Below are 16278 nucleotides of genomic sequence, written 5' to 3'. Positions count from 1 at the left end.
GGAAGCCCAGCCGTGCCCGGTGACGTCGGCCCCGGCCGGAGAGACCGGCCGTTCCTGGCGAGGGCAGCCCGTCCGGAGTGGTCAGGCGTGCCCGGAGAGGCCAGCCCCACGGGGGAGGGCAGTCCCGTCCGGAGAGGCCAGTCGTGCCCGGCGAGGGCAGCCCACCGGGGGAGGGCCGCCTTGCCCGGGAAGCCGGGCCCACGCGGCCCCGAAGCCGCGCCCCGCTCTCCGCCTCAGGCCCGCCCCTCCGTCAGATCGCTCGCGAGCAGCGTCCGACGGCGCCCGAGGCGGCGGTGCACGGCCGCGAGTTCGCTCTGCAGCGGCGAGGGCGGCACGGCGAGCACCGGGCAGCAGGCGTGCGCGACGCAGTACCGCACCACGTTCGGGAACAGCACATGACGCACACCGCCGCGCCGCCCCGCGCCGATGACCAGTACGTCCCCGGGCCGGTCGGCGCTCTCCACCAGGGCGGGCCCGGGTGTGCCGCGTACGACGAAACCCTCCCAGGGGACGCCGGGCCCCTCGGCGCCGAAGGCGTCGTCGACGGCGCCGAGCAGCCGCTCCGCCGCCGCGCGCCGCAGCGCCTCCTCCGGCGGCGGGAACGCTGCCTTCCGGTGCGCGAGCTCACCGCCGGGCGGTACCCAGGCGAGCACGGCCACGAGCACCGCGCCGGTGCGCCGCGCCTCGTCGGCGCCGCGGTGCAGCGCGGTGAGGCTGCCCAGCGACCCGCTCACGCCGACGACGACCCGCCGCTCTCCCGGCAGCCGCCCGCCCGTCTGCCCCTCGCCACCAGCCATCGCCGACCACCTCGCGTACATCCCGTGGTCTGCCCCACGGACTCCGAGCCACCAGGACACGCCCCGCCGCGCCCGCGCACGGCCCGCGTTGGCGGGGGCCTGACGCGCGGCGGCGCAGTCATGACGCGTCCTTGACGCGGAGGGCGGGGGGCACGTGATGCGCGGGAGCCGCGTGGGGCGCCCGCAGCCCGCAGCCCGCGCACGCAGCACCTGGCACGGACGGACCCAAGCGCACCGCCGCGCGCCCGCACACGCGACCGGCGGCCGGGAGCCCCGCCCCGACCGCCGGTCGACCTGCCGATCACACGCGACCCGCCGGTCCCGCTCGACCGGCGACCCTCAACGCCCTTGCAGCGCCTTCACGTTGTCCCCGAAGGTCCACCCCTTCGACCCGTCCCAGTTGATCGACCAGGTCATCAGGCCCTTGAGGGCGCCGTTGTAGTTCCGCCAGGCCTGGCTCACCAGGCCGGGCGACATGTGGCCGCCGCCCGCGCCCGGCTGGGCGGGCAGCCCCGGCACCTGCTTGTCGTAGGGGACCTTGATGGTCGTGCCCTGGATGACCAGGCCCTTGTTCAGGCAGTCCGTCTGCGCGACGAAGCCCTGGACGGTGCCCGCGGAGTAGGAGTCGCCGGAGCAGCCGTACATGCTGCCGTTGTAGTACTGCATGTTGAGCCACCACAGGCGGCCGTTGTCCGCGTACTTCTTGACGATCGGCAGGTACGCGCCCCAGATGGACCCGTACACCACGCTGCCGCCGGTGACGTAGGCCGTCTCCGGGGCCATCGTCAGGCCGAAGTTGGACGGCATCTGGGCGAGGACGCCGTCGATGATGCGGATGAGGTTGGACTGGGACGGCGACAGCTGGTTGATGTTGCCGCTGCCGACCAGGCCCGTCTCGATGTCGATGTCGATCCCGTCGAAGTTGTACTTCTTCAGGATCGGCACGATCGTCTCGACGAAGCGGTCCGCGACCTTGCTGGAGCTGAGGTCGATCCCGGCCGTCGCGCCGCCGATGGACATCAGGATCGTGGCGCCGTTGGCCTTGGCCTGGCACATCTCGGCGGGCGTCGCCACCTTCACGGTGGCGTCCATGCCGTCCTCCCACAGCACGGTGCCGTCGGAACGGATCACCGGGAACGCGGCGTTGATGACGTTGTAGCCGTGGGAGCCGATGCGGGAGTCGGTGATCGGGGTCCAGCCGAACGGCGGGTGCACGCCGTTCGACGCGCCGTCCCAGTTCTCCCAGTACCCCTGGAGCACCTTGCCCGCGGGTTTGGACTTCACCGCGCAGGTGTCCGCCTGCGGTGCGCTGGGCGCGCGGGGTGCGCTGGGCGCGTCCGGCGCCGCGGCGGCCGGCAGCTGCGCCGCGAAGGCCAGCGCGATGGCCGCTCCCAACAGACGTACCGACCGACCGATCATGGCGTGCTCCCTCGGGGAGGCCTTGCTGCGGATGGGACGTGATGCGGCAGACGGTAAGTAGGTATAGACCTTTCGTCAATAGGTCTGGGCCAATGCGGAGTTGAAGCGGAAGGACGAGTTCGGGGCGGTCGTGCCGTCCTGGGTGGCGACCCGCCCCGCCGTCGGCGCGGCGAAGTGGCTGCCGAGCAGCAGGGTGTCGGTGTCCGCCACCGAGGCGAGCAGCGCGCGCCGGGTGCGTTCGGCGAGGGCGGGGTCGATGTCCACGCAGGAGCCGATGTCGGGCCGGGCCAGCTGGACGGGGTGGTGGACGGCGTCGCCGGTGATGAGCGCGGTGCGGTCGTCGCCGCGCAGTTCGACGGCGACCTGGCCCGGGGTGTGTCCGGGGGCGGGCAGGAGGCGCAGGCCCGGGGCGACTTCGACCGGCCCTGTCGAGATGTCGACCAGGTCGAGCAGGCCCGCGTCCCGGATCGGGTGGACGGAGTCGCGGAACATCTGGCGCCGGGGCGCCTCCATGTCCGCGGCGGCCCAGTGGTCCCACTCCGTACGGGTGGTGAGGTAGCGGGCGTTGGGGAAGGTCGGCACCCAACTCCCGCCCTCCAGGCGGGTGTTCCAGCCGACGTGGTCGGCGTGCAGATGGGTGAGGACGACCAGGTCGACGGATTCGGGCGCGAACCCGGCGCGGGTCAGGCGGTCCAAGTAGTCGGTGTCGAGGTCGTGCCAGGCCGGGTTGGCGCGCTCCTTGCCGTTGCCGATGCCCGTGTCGACGAGGACGCGGCGGCCGCCGAGGGTGATCGCGAAGCTGTGGCTGCTGAGGCGGAGCGTGCCCGCGTCGTCGGCGAAGTCCGGGCGCAGCCACGGGGTGTCGGCGACGACGTCCGGGGTGGCGGCGGGCAGCAGCCAGGGGCCCGTCCCGGGCGGGAGTGCCACCTCGTCGACGCGGTGGGCGGTGATGCCGCCGAGGTTCCAGGTGGCGGGGGTCGACGGGGACGGCGGGGGCAGCGGGGGCATGGCGGGCCTTCCGGGCGGGCGGTGAATCGCTAAAAGCAATCCCTTTGCGTTAAGTGACGTTAGGCGCTACGGTCCACTAACGCAAGCAGTTAGCTTTTACGGCGCCGTGCCTCTGCGGCGCCCGGAAGGGCCCGCCCCGCACCCGGAGGAACCCATGCCCCCCGAAGCCCTCGCCCCCGAGGCCCCCTCACCCGAGGCCCCCGAGCCCGCAGGCCTCACCCCCCAGGAAGCCGCCTCATGGGCCCGCCGCGCCGGACTCCCCCTGGAGAGCGAGCGCCTGGACGCCGTGACGGCCACCGCGAACCACATCCAGGCCGTCGTCGCCACCCTGCGCGAACTGGACTTCGGCGACGTGCCGCCCGCCTCCGCCTACGTCGCGGAACTGATGGACCCGGAGGTGTCCGATGCGACCGTTTGAGCTGACCCTCGCCGACGCGGCGGCGGCCATCCGCGCGAAGGAACTGTCCCCCGTCGAGCTCACCGAGTCCGTCCTGGGGCGCGCCCGGGCCGTCGAGGGCCGGCTGAACGCCTTCGTGGGCTTGCGGGCGGACGAGGCGAGGCGTGCGGCCGCGACGGCGGAGGCAGAGATCGCCGCGGGGCGACACCGGGGCCCGCTGCACGGCGTCCCGCTGGGACTCAAGGACCTCATCGACGTCAAGGGGCAGCCCACGACGGCGAGTTCGGCCGTGCGGGGCGGCCACATCGCCGCCGAGGACAGCACCGTCGCCGCCCGTCTCGCGGACGCGGGCGCCGTCCTGCTCGGCAAGACCCACACCCACGAGTTCGCCTACGGCCTGACGACCCCGCAGACCCGCAACGCCTGGGACGCGGGCCGGGTCGCGGGCGGATCGAGCGGCGGCTCCGCCGTCGCCGTCGCGTCCGGCGCGGCCACCTTCGCCATCGGCACCGACACCGGCGGCTCGATCCGGGTCCCCGCCGCGCTCAACGGCGTCGTGGGACTCAAGCCGACGTACGGCCTGGTGCCCCGGCACGGCGTGACCTCGCTGTCGTGGTCCCTCGACCACGTCGGCCCCGTCACCCGCACCGTCGACGACGCCGCCCTCGTCCTCGCCGCCCTGACCGGCCACGACCCGCGCGACCCGGTGAGCGTCCCGGCGCCCCGCGAGCCGCATCCCCCGTACGGCGAGGGCGACTTGACCGGACTGCGCGTGGGCGTCCCGCGCACCTACTACTTCGACCGCGTCGCCCCCGACGTCGAGTCCGCCGTGCGCGACGCCGTCGACCGGCTGCGCGACCTCGGGGCCGAACTCGTCGACGTGGACATCCCCATGACCCGCTACGTCCAGGCGGTCCAGTGGGGCCTGATGGTCCCCGAGGCCACCGCGTACCACGAGGAGACGCTCCGCGCGACGCCCGAGCTGTACGCCCCGGACGTGCGCGTCCTCCTCGAGGCGGGCGAACTCCTGCTCGCCGGGGACTACTTGCGGGCCCAGCGCGCCCGCACCCTGATGCGGCGGGCCTGGGCGCGGCTCCTCGCCGAGGTCGACGTCGTCGTCGCGCCCTCCGTGCCGCTGACCGCCGCACCCGTGGGACAGCGGTCCGTGCAGTGGGCCGACGGTTCCGTGGAGAGCGTGTCCGACAGCTACGTACGGCTGTCCGCGCCCGCGAACATCACCGGCGTCCCCGCGCTGACCGTGCCCGTCGGACAGGGCGAGGGCGGCCTGCCCGTCGGCATGCAGGTGATCGGCCGGCCGCTGGGGGAGGGGACGGTGCTGCGGGTCGGGCGCGCGTACGAGGCGACGCGGGCGGACGCGGGGCGGCTCTCGCCGGACGGGGGTGTCGGCACGGCGGATAGGGCTGTCGTCGCGGTGGGCGGGAGCGCTCGCGGGGCGGCGCCGAAGCCCGGGGACCCCGCTCCGCCCACCACCGTAGAAGCTAGAAATTAGCGTTAAGGTGACGCCATGAGCCCCAAGCCCATGGCCCGCCCCGGCGGCCGCAGCGCCCGCGTGCAGGCGTCCGTGCACGCTGCCGTCCGCGATCTCGAGGCCGAGCGGGGCCGCGAGGCGCTGACCGTGCCGCTGGTCGCCGCGCGGGCCGGGGTCACCCCGTCGACGATCTACCGCCGCTGGGGCGACCTCCAGGAACTCCTGTCGGACGTGGCCGTCGAGCGGCTGCGCCCCGACACGGAACCCGCCGACCACGGCGCCCTGCGCGCCGACCTCGCGGCCTGGGCCGAGCAGTTCCTCGACGAGATGTCGTCCACCGCCGGCCGCGCCTACATCCGGGACGCCCTCCTGGGCGACCCGGACGGCGGCAACGCGGGCCAGTGCTCCGCCTACGCCGCCGCCCAGGTCGACCTCGTCCTCGATCGCGCCCGCGCGCGCGGCGAGGACGGGATCCCGCCGCGCGAGACGGTCATGGACCACGTCGTCGCGCCGGTCATGTACCGCATCCTGTTCCGGCCCGAAGGCCTGTCGACGGCCTACGCGCGCCACCTGGTGGAAACGGCCCTCGACCGACTCGCCCGGGACTGAGGGGTCGGACCGCCCGGATCCTTATTGCACATGTGTTGCAACTACTATTCAAGGGCAGTAGGTGCCGATGAGTGGCGGGCGCGAGCCTGAGGGAAGGCGGGTCGAGGGCGGATGCGAGACGGAAGACGAGTGCGGTCGGCGGCGGGGGAGCCGGTGCCGGCGGCGCCTGGGTCCGGGACGACGTCGGCGGGAGACCCCTCATGACCGCCTCCCCGATCGTGCTCGGCATCGAGTCCTCCTGCGACGAGACCGGCGCGGGACTCGTCCGCGACGGGCGCCTGCTCGGGCACGCGATCGCGTCGAGCATGGACGAGCACGCCCGCTACGGCGGCGTCGTCCCCGAGATCGCCGCCCGCGCCCACGTGCACGCGCTGACCCCGGTCGTCCGCCGCGCCCTGGACACGGCGGGCCTCAGCCTCGGCGACATCGGCGCGGTCGCCGTGACGACGGGCCCCGGCCTCTCCGGCGCCCTCCAGGTCGGCCTCGCCGGGGCGAAGTCCCTCGCCTACGCCCTGGACGTACCGCTGTACGGAGTGCACCACCTCGCCGGGCACGTCGCCGCCGACACCCTGGAGCACGGCCCGCTGCCCGACCCCTGCGTCATCCTGATCGTCTCCGGCGGCCACACCTCGCTCCTGCTCGTCCGGGACCTGGCCCGCGACCCGATCGTCCACCTCGGCGACACCCTGGACGACGCGGCGGGCGAGTGCTTCGACAAGGTCGCCCGCGTCTTCGGGCTGCCCTACCCGGGCGGGCCCGCCGTCGACCGGGCGGCACGCGAAGGATCGGCGCGGGCCGTCACCTTCCCGCGCCCCTTGACAGGACCCGGCGACGACCCGTACGCCTTCTCCTTCTCCGGCCTGAAGACCGCCGCCGCGCGCTGGGCCGAAGGCCACGCGGACGGCGAACTGCCGGTCGCCGACGGGGCCGCCGCGCTCCAGGAGGCCATCGCCGACGTCCTCACCCGCAAGGCCGTCGCCGCCTGCGCCGCGCACGGCGTGGACACCCTCGTCGTGGTCGGCGGTGTCGCCGCCAACTCCCGCGTGCGGGCCCTCGCCGAGGAGCGCTGCCGGGCGGCCGGGATCACCCTGCGCGTCCCGCCGCTCGGCCTGTGCACCGACAACGGCGCGATGATCGCCGCCGTCGGGGACCTGCTGGTGCGCGCGGGCGCCGAGCCCGCGCCCCTGGACGTGTCCATCGACCCCTCGGCGCCCCTGGAGTACGCGGCGCTGCACCCCGTCACCACCTTTGAGAGGGCTGCCTGATGCCTGCCTCCGTCCACCGCCTGCCGGGCCCCGAGCTGCTCTCCCACCGCGAGGGTGTCCGCGCGGTCTACGACGCCGCGTTCGCCGGGCCGCCCTGGCACTCGCAGCCCGCCGACGGGGACGTGTATCTGGACCGCCTCGCGGGCGACGTGCACAGGGCCGGGTTCTCGGGCGCCGTGGCGCTCGACGGCGACCAGGTGCTCGGGTTCGCCACCTCCTGGACGTCCGCCACGCCCCTGCCCGGAAACCGCGCCTACCCCCGCGTCACCGCCGCCCTCGGCGCCGTACGCACCGGTGCGTGGCTGTGCGGCGGCCTGGAGGTCGACGAGCTCGCCGTCCTTCCCGGCGCGCACGGCCTCGGCCTCGGCCGTACGCTCCTCGAAGCGGTCACCCGGGACGCGCCCGACGGCCGGAGCTGGCTGCTGACCTCTGTGCAGGCCGACGCCACCGTCCGCTTCTACGAGCGGCTCGGCTGGCGCCAGGTCACCCACCCCGCGCCCGACGGGTACGGCACGGCCGTCTTCCTCGGCCCGCACCACCCCGCGCGGACCACCGCCGACATGCCCCTGTAGCCCCCGCAACCCCTCAAGACCGCCCGGAGCACCCCTTGCGCACCGCCGACATCCGCACCCGCTTCCTGGACTTCTTCGCCGAACGCGGCCACACGGTCGTCCCCAGCGCCCCGCTGCCGACGCCCGACCCGACGCTGCTCTTCGTCAACGCGGGCATGGTGCCGTTCAAGCCGTACCTGACCGGCGAGGCCGAGCCGCCCTGGCCGCGGGCGACCAGCGTGCAGAAGTGCGTGCGCACCCTCGACATCGAGGAGGTCGGCAAGACCACGCGGCACGGCTCCTTCTTCCAGATGAACGGCAACTTCTCCTTCGGGGACTACTTCAAGGAAGAGGCCATCACCTTCGCCTGGGACCTGAGCACCCGCTCCGTCGCCGACGGCGGCTACGGCCTGGACCCGGCGAAGATCTGGGTGACCGTGCACCACTCCGACGACGAGTCGCGCGGGCTGTGGCGGCGCGTCGCCGACCTGCCCGACGAGCGGATCGTGGCGCGCGGCGACGAGGACAACTTCTGGTCCATGGGCGTCCCCGGACCGTGCGGCCCCTGCTCGGAGCTGTACTACGACCGTGGCCCCGCGCTCGGCCGCGCGGGTGGTCCGGCCGTCGACGAGGACCGGTACATGGAGTTCTGGAACCTCGTCTTCATGCAGTACGAACGCGGCGAGGGCACCGGCAAGTCCGGCTACCCGATCCTCGGCGAGCTGCCGCGCCGCAACATCGACACCGGCATGGGCCTGGAGCGCATGGCCACCTTGCTCCAGGCCGAAGGGGGCGCCACGAACCTCTACGAGATCGACGAGACCCGGCCCGTCCTCGACCGCGCCGCCGACCTCGCGGGCGTCCGCTACGGCGCCGACCCGGTGGCCGACGTGCGCCTGCGCGTCGTCGCCGACCACGTCCGTACCGCCCTCATGCTCCTCACCGACGGCACCGCCCCCGGCAACGAGGGCCGCGGCTACGTACTGCGCCGCATCCTGCGCCGCGCGGTCCGCTCCATGCGCCAACTCGGCTACGAGGACCCGGCGTTGACGCAGCTCCTCGCCGTCGCCCGGGACTGCATGGCGCCGAGCCATCCGGATGTGAGCGAGGCGTACGACCGCGTCGCCGACCAGGCCGCGGGCGAGGAGGACGCCTTCCGCGCCACCCTCAAGCAGGGCACGACCGTCCTGGACACGGCCGTCACCAAGGTCAAGGCGGAGGGTGCGCGCCAACTGCCGGGCGCCCAGGCCTTCCTGCTGCACGACACGTACGGCTTCCCCATCGACCTCACCCTGGAGATGGCCGCCGAGCAGGGCGTGGAGGTCGACCGCGAGGGCTTCACGGCGCTCATGCGCGAGCAGCGCGAGCGGGCCCGCGCGGACGCCCGCGCCCGCAAGTCCGGCGGCGCGGTGGACACATCGGCCCTGCGCGCCGTCCTCACCGAGCACGGCCCGACCGACTGGCGCGCCTGGGACACCCTGACCACCGAGTCACGCGTCCTCGCCCTCCTCGGCCCCGCGGGCCCCGTGCCCGTGGCCCGCGACGGCGAGATCGTCACCGCCGTCCTGGACCGCACGCCGTTCTACGCCGAGTCCGGTGGCCAGGACAGCGACGCGGGCCGGCTCTCCGGCGCCTCGGTGGAGGCCGACGTGCTCGACGTGCAGCGACCGCTGCCCGGACTCGTCGCACACCAGGTCCGCGTCACCGCGGGCGAACTGGCCGTCGGCGACCCCGTGCACGCCGCCGTCGACCCCGAGTGGCGCCTCGGCGCCCGCCAGGCCCACTCCGGCACCCACGTCCTGCACGCCGCCCTGCGCGAGGTCCTCGGCCCCACCGCCCTGCAGTCCGGGTCCTACAACCGCCCCGGCCATCTGCGCCTGGACTTCCCCTGGCGCGGCGGGCTCTCCACCACCGTCCGCAGCGAGGTCGAGGAGGCCGCCAACCGCGCGCTCCGCCGCGACCTGCCCGTCGGCGTGCGCTGGATGACGCTGCCCGAGGCCAAGGAGCTCGGCGCGCTCGCCCTGTTCGACGAGACGTACGGCGAGCAGGTACGGGTCGTCGAGATCGGCGGCGCCTGGTCGCGCGAGCTGTGCGGCGGCACGCACGTCGAGCACGCCGCGCAGGTCGGCGTCGTCGCGCTGACCGCCGAGTCGTCCGTCGGCGCGGGCATGCGGCGCCTGGAGGCCGCCGTCGGCATCGAGGGCTTCGCTCATCTGGCGCGCGAGCGCGACCTCGTCGCCCGCATCGCCGAGCAGGTGCAGGCGCCCCGCGCCGAACTGCCCGAGCGCATCGCCGGACTCCTCGACCGGCTCAAGGCCGCCGACCGCGAGAACCAGCGGCTGCGGCAGGCGGCCCTCGCCGTCCGCGCGGGCGAACTGGCGGACCGGGCGGTCGACGTGGCCGGCACGGGCGTCGTCACCGCCACCGTGGACGGCGACGCCGGGGCCGCCCGCACCCTCGCCCTGGACGTGCGCGGGCGGCTGCCCGGCGAGCGCCCGGGCGTGGCCGCCGTGGCCCTCACCGCTGACAAGCCCGTACTCGTCGTCGCCGTGAACAAGGCCGGGCGCGCGGCGGGACTGTCCGCGTCCGCGCTGGTCAAGCGGCTGCTCGGCGGGCGGGGCGGGGGCTCGGACGAGGTGGCGCAGGGCGGCGGGGCGAGCGCGGCGGACCTCACGTCCGCGCTGGCGGGCCTTGCCGGTGTCGTACGCGCCGAACTGGGGGCGTGACACCCCACTAGGAGCTGGACAGGGGGTTCCCACGGCAAGTGGGAACCCGTCCGCTGTGGACTTACTAGGACGTCCAAGTATATGTTCGTGACGAAGCCCGCGGTGCAGGGAAGCCGGTGTGAATCCGGCGCGGTCCCGCCACTGTGACCGGGGAGTGCGTTCTCGCGTGACACAACGCCACTGACGGAGAAGTCCGTTGGGAAGGCGGGAGAACGGGCGCTGATCCGGGAGTCAGGATACCGGCCGTGGGGTGTTCCGTGTTGTCCACGAGGATGGAGCAGACACGCATGGCCCCGGTGCGCACCCACGACCCAGGTGATCCGGCGATGCGAGCGACAACCCCCGCTGTCTGACGGCCCCCTGGCCGTTCGCGTCCCTCTGTCCGACCGTCACCCCGGCATGCCCGCGCACGCCGCCGACGGCCGGTCGGGCGCGCCCGTCCCCGGATCCACACCTGACGAAAGAGCAGGCTCCCATGGTCCGTGAACTGACCCACTTCATCGGCGGCAAGCACATCCCGGGAACATCGGGCGCGCACGCCGACGTGTACGACCCGAACACCGGCGAGATACAGGCCAGCGTCCCGCTCGCGAACCGCGCGGAGACCGAGGCCGCCATCGCCGACGCGGCCGAGGCGCAGCGCGAGTGGGGCGAGTGGAACCCGCAGCGCCGCGCCCGCGTCCTGATGCGGTTCCTGCGGATCGTCGAGGGCGAACGCGAGTCGCTGGCCCGGTTGTTGTCGGCCGAGCACGGCAAGACCGTCGCCGACGCGCACGGCGACCTCCAGCGCGGCCTCGAGGTCGTGGAGTTCGCCGCGGGCATCCCGCACCTGCTCAAGGGCGAGTTCACCGACAACGCGGGGACCGGCATCGACGTGCACTCGCTGCGCCGCCCCATCGGCGTCGTCGCGGGCATCACGCCGTTCAACTTCCCCGCGATGATCCCTCTGTGGAAGGCCGCGCCCGCCATCGCCTGCGGCAACTCCTTCATCCTCAAGCCGTCCGAGCGCGACCCGTCCGTCCCGCTGCGCCTCGCCGAGCTCTTCCTGGAGGCGGGCCTGCCGCCGGGCGTCCTGAACGTCGTCAACGGCGGCAAGGAAACCGTCGACACCCTCCTGGAGGACCCGCGCGTCGAGGCCCTCGGCTTCGTCGGCTCCACGCCGATCGCCGCGCACATCTACGCCACCGCCGCCGCCCACGGCAAGCGCGCCCAGTGCTTCGGCGGCGCCAAGAACCACATGATCGTGATGCCGGACGCGGACCTCGACCAGGCCGTGGACGCCCTGATCGGCGCCGGATACGGCTCCGCGGGCGAGCGCTGCATGGCGATCTCCGTGGCCGTGCCGGTCGGCGAGTCCACCGCCGACGCCCTGGTGGCCCGCCTCAAGGACCGCATCGGCGCGCTGCGCATCGGCCGCTCCGACGACCCCGAGGCCGACTTCGGCCCGCTCGTCAGCCGCGACGCCCTCGACCGCGTCCGCTCCTACGTCGACCTCGGCGTCGAGGAGGGCGCCGAACTCGTGGTCGACGGCCGGGACTTCACCCTCCCCGGCCACGAGGACGGCTTCTTCGCGGGCGCCTCGCTCTTCGACCGGGTCACCCCGGACATGCGGATCTACCAGGAGGAGATCTTCGGCCCGGTCCTGTCCGTGGTCCGCGCCGCCGACTACGAAGAGGCGCTGCGGCTGCCCAGCGAGCACCCCTACGGCAACGGCGTCGCGCTCTTCACCCGCGACGGCGACACCGCACGCGACTTCACCCGCCGCGTCGACACCGGCATGGTCGGCGTCAACGTCCCCATCCCGGTCCCCGTCGCGTACCACACCTTCGGCGGCTGGAAGCGCTCCGGCTTCGGCGACCTCAACCAGCACGGGCCGGACTCCATCCGCTTCTACACCCGCACCAAGACCGTCACCTCGCGCTGGCCCTCCGGGGCCAAGGAAGGCGCGAGCTTCACCATCCCGACGATGCGGTGACCGCCATGACCAGTTCCCTGCTCACCGAGGACCAGCTCGCCATCGTCGAGACCACCCTCGACTTCGCCCAGGAACACCTCGCCCCGCACGCCCTCGCCTGGGACCAGGAGAAGCACTTCCCGGTGGAGGTGCTGCGCAAGGCCGCCGACCTCGGCCTCGGCGGGATGTACGTCGCCGAGGACGCGGGCGGCTCCGGGCTCACCCGCGCCGACGGCGTCCTCGTCTTCGAGGCACTCGCCTCCGGCTGCCCGTCCATCGCGGGCTACCTCTCCATCCACAACATGGTCGCGTGGATGATCGACCGGTACGGCGACGAGGCCCAGCGCGCCCGCTGGCTCGGGTCGCTCACGTCCATGGACTGGCTCGGCAGCTACTGCCTCACCGAGCCCGGCGCGGGCTCCGACGCCGCCGCCCTCAGCACCCGCGCCGAGCGCGACGGCGACGCCTACGTCCTGACCGGCGTCAAGCAGTTCATCTCCGGCGCCGGCGCCTCGCACGTGTACATCGTGATGGCCCGCACCGGCGACAGCGGTCCCGGCGGGGTCTCCGCGTTCGTCGTCGAGCGCGACGACCCCGGCCTGTCCTTCGGCCCGAACGAGCGGAAGATGGGCTGGAACGCCCAGCCCACCCGGCAGGTGATCCTGGACGGGGTGCGGCTGTCCGCCGACCGGCTGCTGGGCGGCGAGGGCAACGGCTTCCGCATCGCCATGAACGGCCTCAACGGCGGCCGCCTCGGCATCGCCGCCTGCTCCCTCGGCGGCGCCCGCAGCGCCCTCGACCGCAGCCTCGGCCACCTCGCCGACCGCGAGGCGTTCGGGGCCAGGCTCCTGGACGCGCAGGCGCTCCAGTTCAAGCTCGCCGACATGGCGACCGAGCTGACCGCGGCCCGCGCCCTGGTCCGCCAGGCCGCCCAGGCCCTGGATGCGGGCGACCCGCAGGCGCCCCAACTGTGCGCCATGGCCAAGCAGTTCGCCACCGACACCGGCCACTCGGTCGCCGACCGCGCGCTGCAACTGCACGGCGGCTACGGCTACCTGACCGAGTACGGCATCGAGAAGCTCGTGCGCGACCTGCGCGTCCACCGCATCCTGGAAGGAACCAACGAGATCATGCGCCTGATCGTCGCCCGCGGCCTGACGGGGGCGCTGCGATGACCGCCGCAGCCGCGGGAAGGACCGCCGTCCCGGAGACCGACGACGCCGTGCTGCTGCGCACCGAGGGCCGCGCCGCGTACATCGTCCTCAACCGGCCCCGGGCCCTGAACGCCCTCACCCACGCCATGGTCCGCCGCATCGACCAGGCCCTCGCCGCCTGGGAGCACGACCCGGCCGTCGAGACAGTCGTGCTCACCGGTGCGGGGGAGCGCGGCCTGTGCGCGGGCGGCGACATCCGCGCCATCTACGACGACGCCCGCACCGGCGGCAGCGCCTCCGCGGACTTCTGGCGCGACGAGTACCACCTCAACGCCCGCATCGCGCGCTACCCGAAGCCGTACGTCGCCGTGATGGACGGCATCGTCATGGGCGGCGGCGTCGGCGTCTCCGCGCACGGCGGCGTACGCGTTGTCACCGAGCGCTCCCGGATCGCCATGCCCGAGACGGGCATCGGCTTCGTCCCCGACGTCGGCGGCACCTATCTGCTCGGCCTCGCGCCCGGCGAACTCGGCACCCATCTGGCCCTGACAGGGCAGCAGTTGGGCGCCCGCGACGCGCTCCTGTGCGGGCTCGCCGACCACTTCGTCCCCTCCGACCGGCTGCCGCGCCTCGTCGCGGACCTCGCGTCCGATCCGGTGCGCGAGGTCCTCGCCCGGTACGTCGCCGAGGCACCGTCCGGCGTCCTCGGTGAGCAGCGCGCGTGGATCGACGCCTGCTACCCGGCGCACGGCGTCGAGGAGATCGTCGACCGGCTGCAGAGCCACGGCGCGCAGGCCGCCAAGGAGGCCGCCGAGACCCTGCACACCAAGTCGCCGACCGCCCTGAAGGTCACGCTCTCCTCGCTGCGTCGGGCCCGGCAGCTCGGCCCCCTCGAGCGCGTCCTGGAGCAGGAGTACCGGGTGTCGTGCGCGGCCCTCGCCTCCGCCGACCTCGTGGAGGGCATCCGCGCCCAGGTCGTCGACAAGGACCGCGACCCCCGCTGGTCCCCGGCCACCCTCGCCGACGTCACCGACGACGACGTGGCCCGCTACTTCGCCCCGCTCGGCGCGCGCGGACTCGCCCTCGCCGCCGACCGCTCTCCGCAGGAGGTGCCCTGGTGAGCCCCGTCATCGCCTTCGTCGGCCTCGGCCACATGGGCGGCCCGATGGCCGCCAACCTCGTCAAGGCCGGACACCGGGTCGTCGGCCACGACCTGGTCCCGGACGCCGTGGACGCCGCCGTCGCCGCGGGCGTCGAGGCCGCCCCCTCGGCCGTGGCAGCCGCCGCCGACGCGGACGTCGTGGTCACCATGCTGCCCGCGGGCCGCCACGTCCTCGCCCTCTACCAGGACGAGGGACTGCTGGCCGCCGCCCGGCCCGGCACCCTCTTCGTCGACTGCTCCACCATCGACGTCGCCGACGCGCGCGCCGCCCACGAAGCGGCCGTGGCGGCCGGACACCTCGCCGTGGACGCCCCCGTCTCCGGCGGCGTCATGGGCGCCGATGCGGGCACGCTCACCTTCATGGTCGGCGGTGACGAGGCCGCGTTCGCGCGGGCCGAGCCGCTGCTCGCCGCGATGGGCAAGAAGGCCGTGCACTGCGGCGCGGCGGGCGCCGGACAGGCCGCGAAGATCTGCAACAACATGATCCTCGGGGTCTCCATGATCGCCGTCAGCGAGGCCTTCGTCCTCGGCGAGAGCCTCGGCCTCTCCCACCAGGCGCTGTACGACGTGGCGTCCACCGCGTCCGGCCAGTGCTGGGCGCTGAGCGTCAACTGCCCCGTGCCGGGACCGGTCCCGGGCTCGCCCGCCAACCGCGACTACCGCCCGGGCTTCGCCGCGCCCCTGATGGCCAAGGACCTCGGCCTCGCCGCGAACGCCGTGCGCGCGGGCGGCGTCGACGCCGAACTGGGCCTGCGCGCCGCCGAGCTGTACGCCGCCTTCGCCGAGGGCGGGGGAGCGGCGGAGGACTTCTCCGGGATCGTCCGGGCCATCAGAGAGCGCTCCGGACAGCAACTCGCCGACGACCAGAGGAACCAGCGATCATGACCGACCCCACGGCCACCACCGACTCCACGGCCACCACGGACTCGTACGAGACGATCCTCGTGGAGCGCAAGGGCCGGGTGGCCCTGCTCACCCTGAACCGCCCGAAGGCCCTCAACGCCCTGAACCTCCAGGTGATGCGGGAGGTCGTCGCCGCGGCCGAGGCTCTCGACCGGGACCCGGAGGTGGGCTGCATCGTCCTCACCGGCTCCGCGAAGGCGTTCGCCGCGGGCGCCGACATCAAGGAGATGAGCCCGCAGAACTACCTGGACATGTACCTGAGCGACTGGTTCACGGCCTGGGACCGGCTCGGCCAGGTGCGCACCCCGACGCTCGCCGCCGTCTCCGGCTACGCCCTCGGCGGCGGCTGCGAGCTGGCGATGCTCTGCGACATCCTGCTCGCCGCCGACACGGCCGTCTTCGGCCAGCCGGAGATCAAGCTGGGCGTCATCCCCGGCATCGGCGGCTCGCAGCGCCTGACCCGCGCCGTCGGCAAGGCCAAGGCCATGGAGCTGTGTCTGACCGGCCGCACCATGGACGCCGAGGAGGCCGAGCGCGCCGGACTCGTGTCCCGGGTCGTCCCCGCCGACGATCTGCTCGGCGAGGCGCTGAGCGTCGCCGAGACGGTGGCGGGCATGTCCCTGCCGGTCGCCATGATGGCCAAGGAGTCGGTCAACCGCTCCTTCGAGACGACCCTCACCGAAGGCGTCCGCTTCGAACGGCGCCTGTTCCACGCGGTGTTCGCGACGGCGGACCAGAAGGAGGGCATGACCGCCTTCACGGAGAAGCGCAAGCCGCACTTCACCCATCGGTAGCAGGTGGCAGGCGGACGGAGCGGCTCCCCCGTCGGGGCGCCGCTCCGTCC

14 protein-coding genes and 1 riboswitch are annotated in these 16278 nt (G+C 74.0%); of the genes, 11 read left to right on the top strand and 3 right to left on the bottom strand.

Annotated features, from left to right (window positions below; all coding sequences use genetic code 11):
• Nucleotides 1-233: 233 nt before the first annotated feature.
• The 3 genes from AB6L24_RS02300 to AB6L24_RS02290 form a co-directional block, all read right to left on the bottom strand.
• Nucleotides 234-797, bottom strand: a complete 564-nt coding sequence (locus tag AB6L24_RS02300) for a universal stress protein (RefSeq protein WP_405651465.1) — start codon at nucleotides 795-797, stop codon at nucleotides 234-236.
• Between the two features lie 339 nt (nucleotides 798-1136).
• Nucleotides 1137-2216 (bottom strand): chitinase, encoded by a 1080-nt coding sequence (locus AB6L24_RS02295; protein WP_405651462.1) that lies wholly within the window; start codon nucleotides 2214-2216, stop codon nucleotides 1137-1139.
• A 75-nt stretch (nucleotides 2217-2291) separates the two neighbouring features.
• A complete protein-coding gene (locus AB6L24_RS02290; RefSeq protein WP_405651459.1) occupies nucleotides 2292-3224 on the bottom strand; it encodes an MBL fold metallo-hydrolase in 933 nt (310 codons plus the stop codon).
• Nucleotides 3225-3378: 154 nt separating this feature from the next.
• Here AB6L24_RS02290 and AB6L24_RS02285 point away from each other — a divergent pair, with 154 nt between their 5' ends.
• The 11 genes from AB6L24_RS02285 (at nucleotide 3379) to AB6L24_RS02235 (ending at nucleotide 16228) form a co-directional block, all read left to right on the top strand.
• The gene (locus AB6L24_RS02285) at nucleotides 3379-3642 is read left to right on the top strand and encodes a hypothetical protein (protein WP_405651456.1); all 264 of its coding nucleotides are present in this window, start codon (nucleotides 3379-3381) and stop codon (nucleotides 3640-3642) included.
• Nucleotides 3629-5131: an amidase gene (locus tag AB6L24_RS02280; RefSeq protein WP_405651453.1), complete on the top strand. Its 1503-nt coding sequence runs from the start codon at nucleotides 3629-3631 to the stop codon at nucleotides 5129-5131. The genes AB6L24_RS02285 and AB6L24_RS02280 overlap by 14 nt, the downstream gene beginning before the upstream one ends.
• Nucleotides 5132-5146: 15 nt before the next feature.
• Nucleotides 5147-5719 carry a TetR/AcrR family transcriptional regulator gene (locus tag AB6L24_RS02275; protein ID WP_405651450.1) on the top strand — a complete coding sequence of 191 codons (573 nt, stop codon included), beginning with the start codon at nucleotides 5147-5149 and terminating at the stop codon, nucleotides 5717-5719.
• Nucleotides 5720-5919: 200 nt separating this feature from the next.
• Nucleotides 5920-6984 carry a tRNA (adenosine(37)-N6)-threonylcarbamoyltransferase complex transferase subunit TsaD gene (gene tsaD / locus AB6L24_RS02270; protein WP_405651447.1) on the top strand — a complete coding sequence of 355 codons (1065 nt, stop codon included), beginning with the start codon at nucleotides 5920-5922 and terminating at the stop codon, nucleotides 6982-6984.
• Nucleotides 6984-7556, top strand: a complete 573-nt coding sequence (locus AB6L24_RS02265) for a GNAT family N-acetyltransferase (protein ID WP_405651444.1) — start codon at nucleotides 6984-6986, stop codon at nucleotides 7554-7556. The genes tsaD and AB6L24_RS02265 overlap by 1 nt, the downstream gene beginning before the upstream one ends.
• 35 nt (nucleotides 7557-7591) lie before the next feature.
• On the top strand, nucleotides 7592-10261 hold the full coding sequence (alaS, locus tag AB6L24_RS02260; protein WP_405651441.1) for an alanine--tRNA ligase: 2670 nt from the start codon (nucleotides 7592-7594) through the stop codon (nucleotides 10259-10261).
• A gap of 65 nt (nucleotides 10262-10326) precedes the next feature.
• A riboswitch (cobalamin riboswitch) is annotated at nucleotides 10327-10524 on the top strand.
• A gap of 212 nt (nucleotides 10525-10736) precedes the next feature.
• The gene (locus tag AB6L24_RS02255) at nucleotides 10737-12236 is read left to right on the top strand and encodes a CoA-acylating methylmalonate-semialdehyde dehydrogenase (protein ID WP_405651438.1); all 1500 of its coding nucleotides are present in this window, start codon (nucleotides 10737-10739) and stop codon (nucleotides 12234-12236) included.
• 5 nt (nucleotides 12237-12241) lie between these two features.
• Nucleotides 12242-13390, top strand: a complete 1149-nt coding sequence (locus AB6L24_RS02250; RefSeq protein WP_405651435.1) for an acyl-CoA dehydrogenase family protein — start codon at nucleotides 12242-12244, stop codon at nucleotides 13388-13390.
• Nucleotides 13387-14490: an enoyl-CoA hydratase/isomerase family protein gene (locus AB6L24_RS02245; protein WP_405651432.1), complete on the top strand. Its 1104-nt coding sequence runs from the start codon at nucleotides 13387-13389 to the stop codon at nucleotides 14488-14490. The genes AB6L24_RS02250 and AB6L24_RS02245 overlap by 4 nt, the downstream gene beginning before the upstream one ends.
• Entirely contained in the window at nucleotides 14487-15416 is a 930-nt protein-coding gene (gene mmsB / locus AB6L24_RS02240; protein WP_405651429.1) for a 3-hydroxyisobutyrate dehydrogenase, read from the top strand. The genes AB6L24_RS02245 and mmsB overlap by 4 nt, the downstream gene beginning before the upstream one ends.
• The gene (locus AB6L24_RS02235) at nucleotides 15413-16228 is read left to right on the top strand and encodes an enoyl-CoA hydratase (protein ID WP_405651426.1); all 816 of its coding nucleotides are present in this window, start codon (nucleotides 15413-15415) and stop codon (nucleotides 16226-16228) included. The genes mmsB and AB6L24_RS02235 overlap by 4 nt, the downstream gene beginning before the upstream one ends.
• The last annotated feature ends 50 nt before the right edge of the window (nucleotides 16229-16278 follow it).

The sequence above is a fragment of the Streptomyces sp. RK9 genome (assembly GCF_045070545.1).
GTDB lineage: Bacteria > Actinomycetota > Actinomycetes > Streptomycetales > Streptomycetaceae > Streptomyces > Streptomyces alboflavus.
Note: the sequence above shows the minus strand (reverse complement) of the source record. Positions and strands in the feature narration are given on the sequence as shown.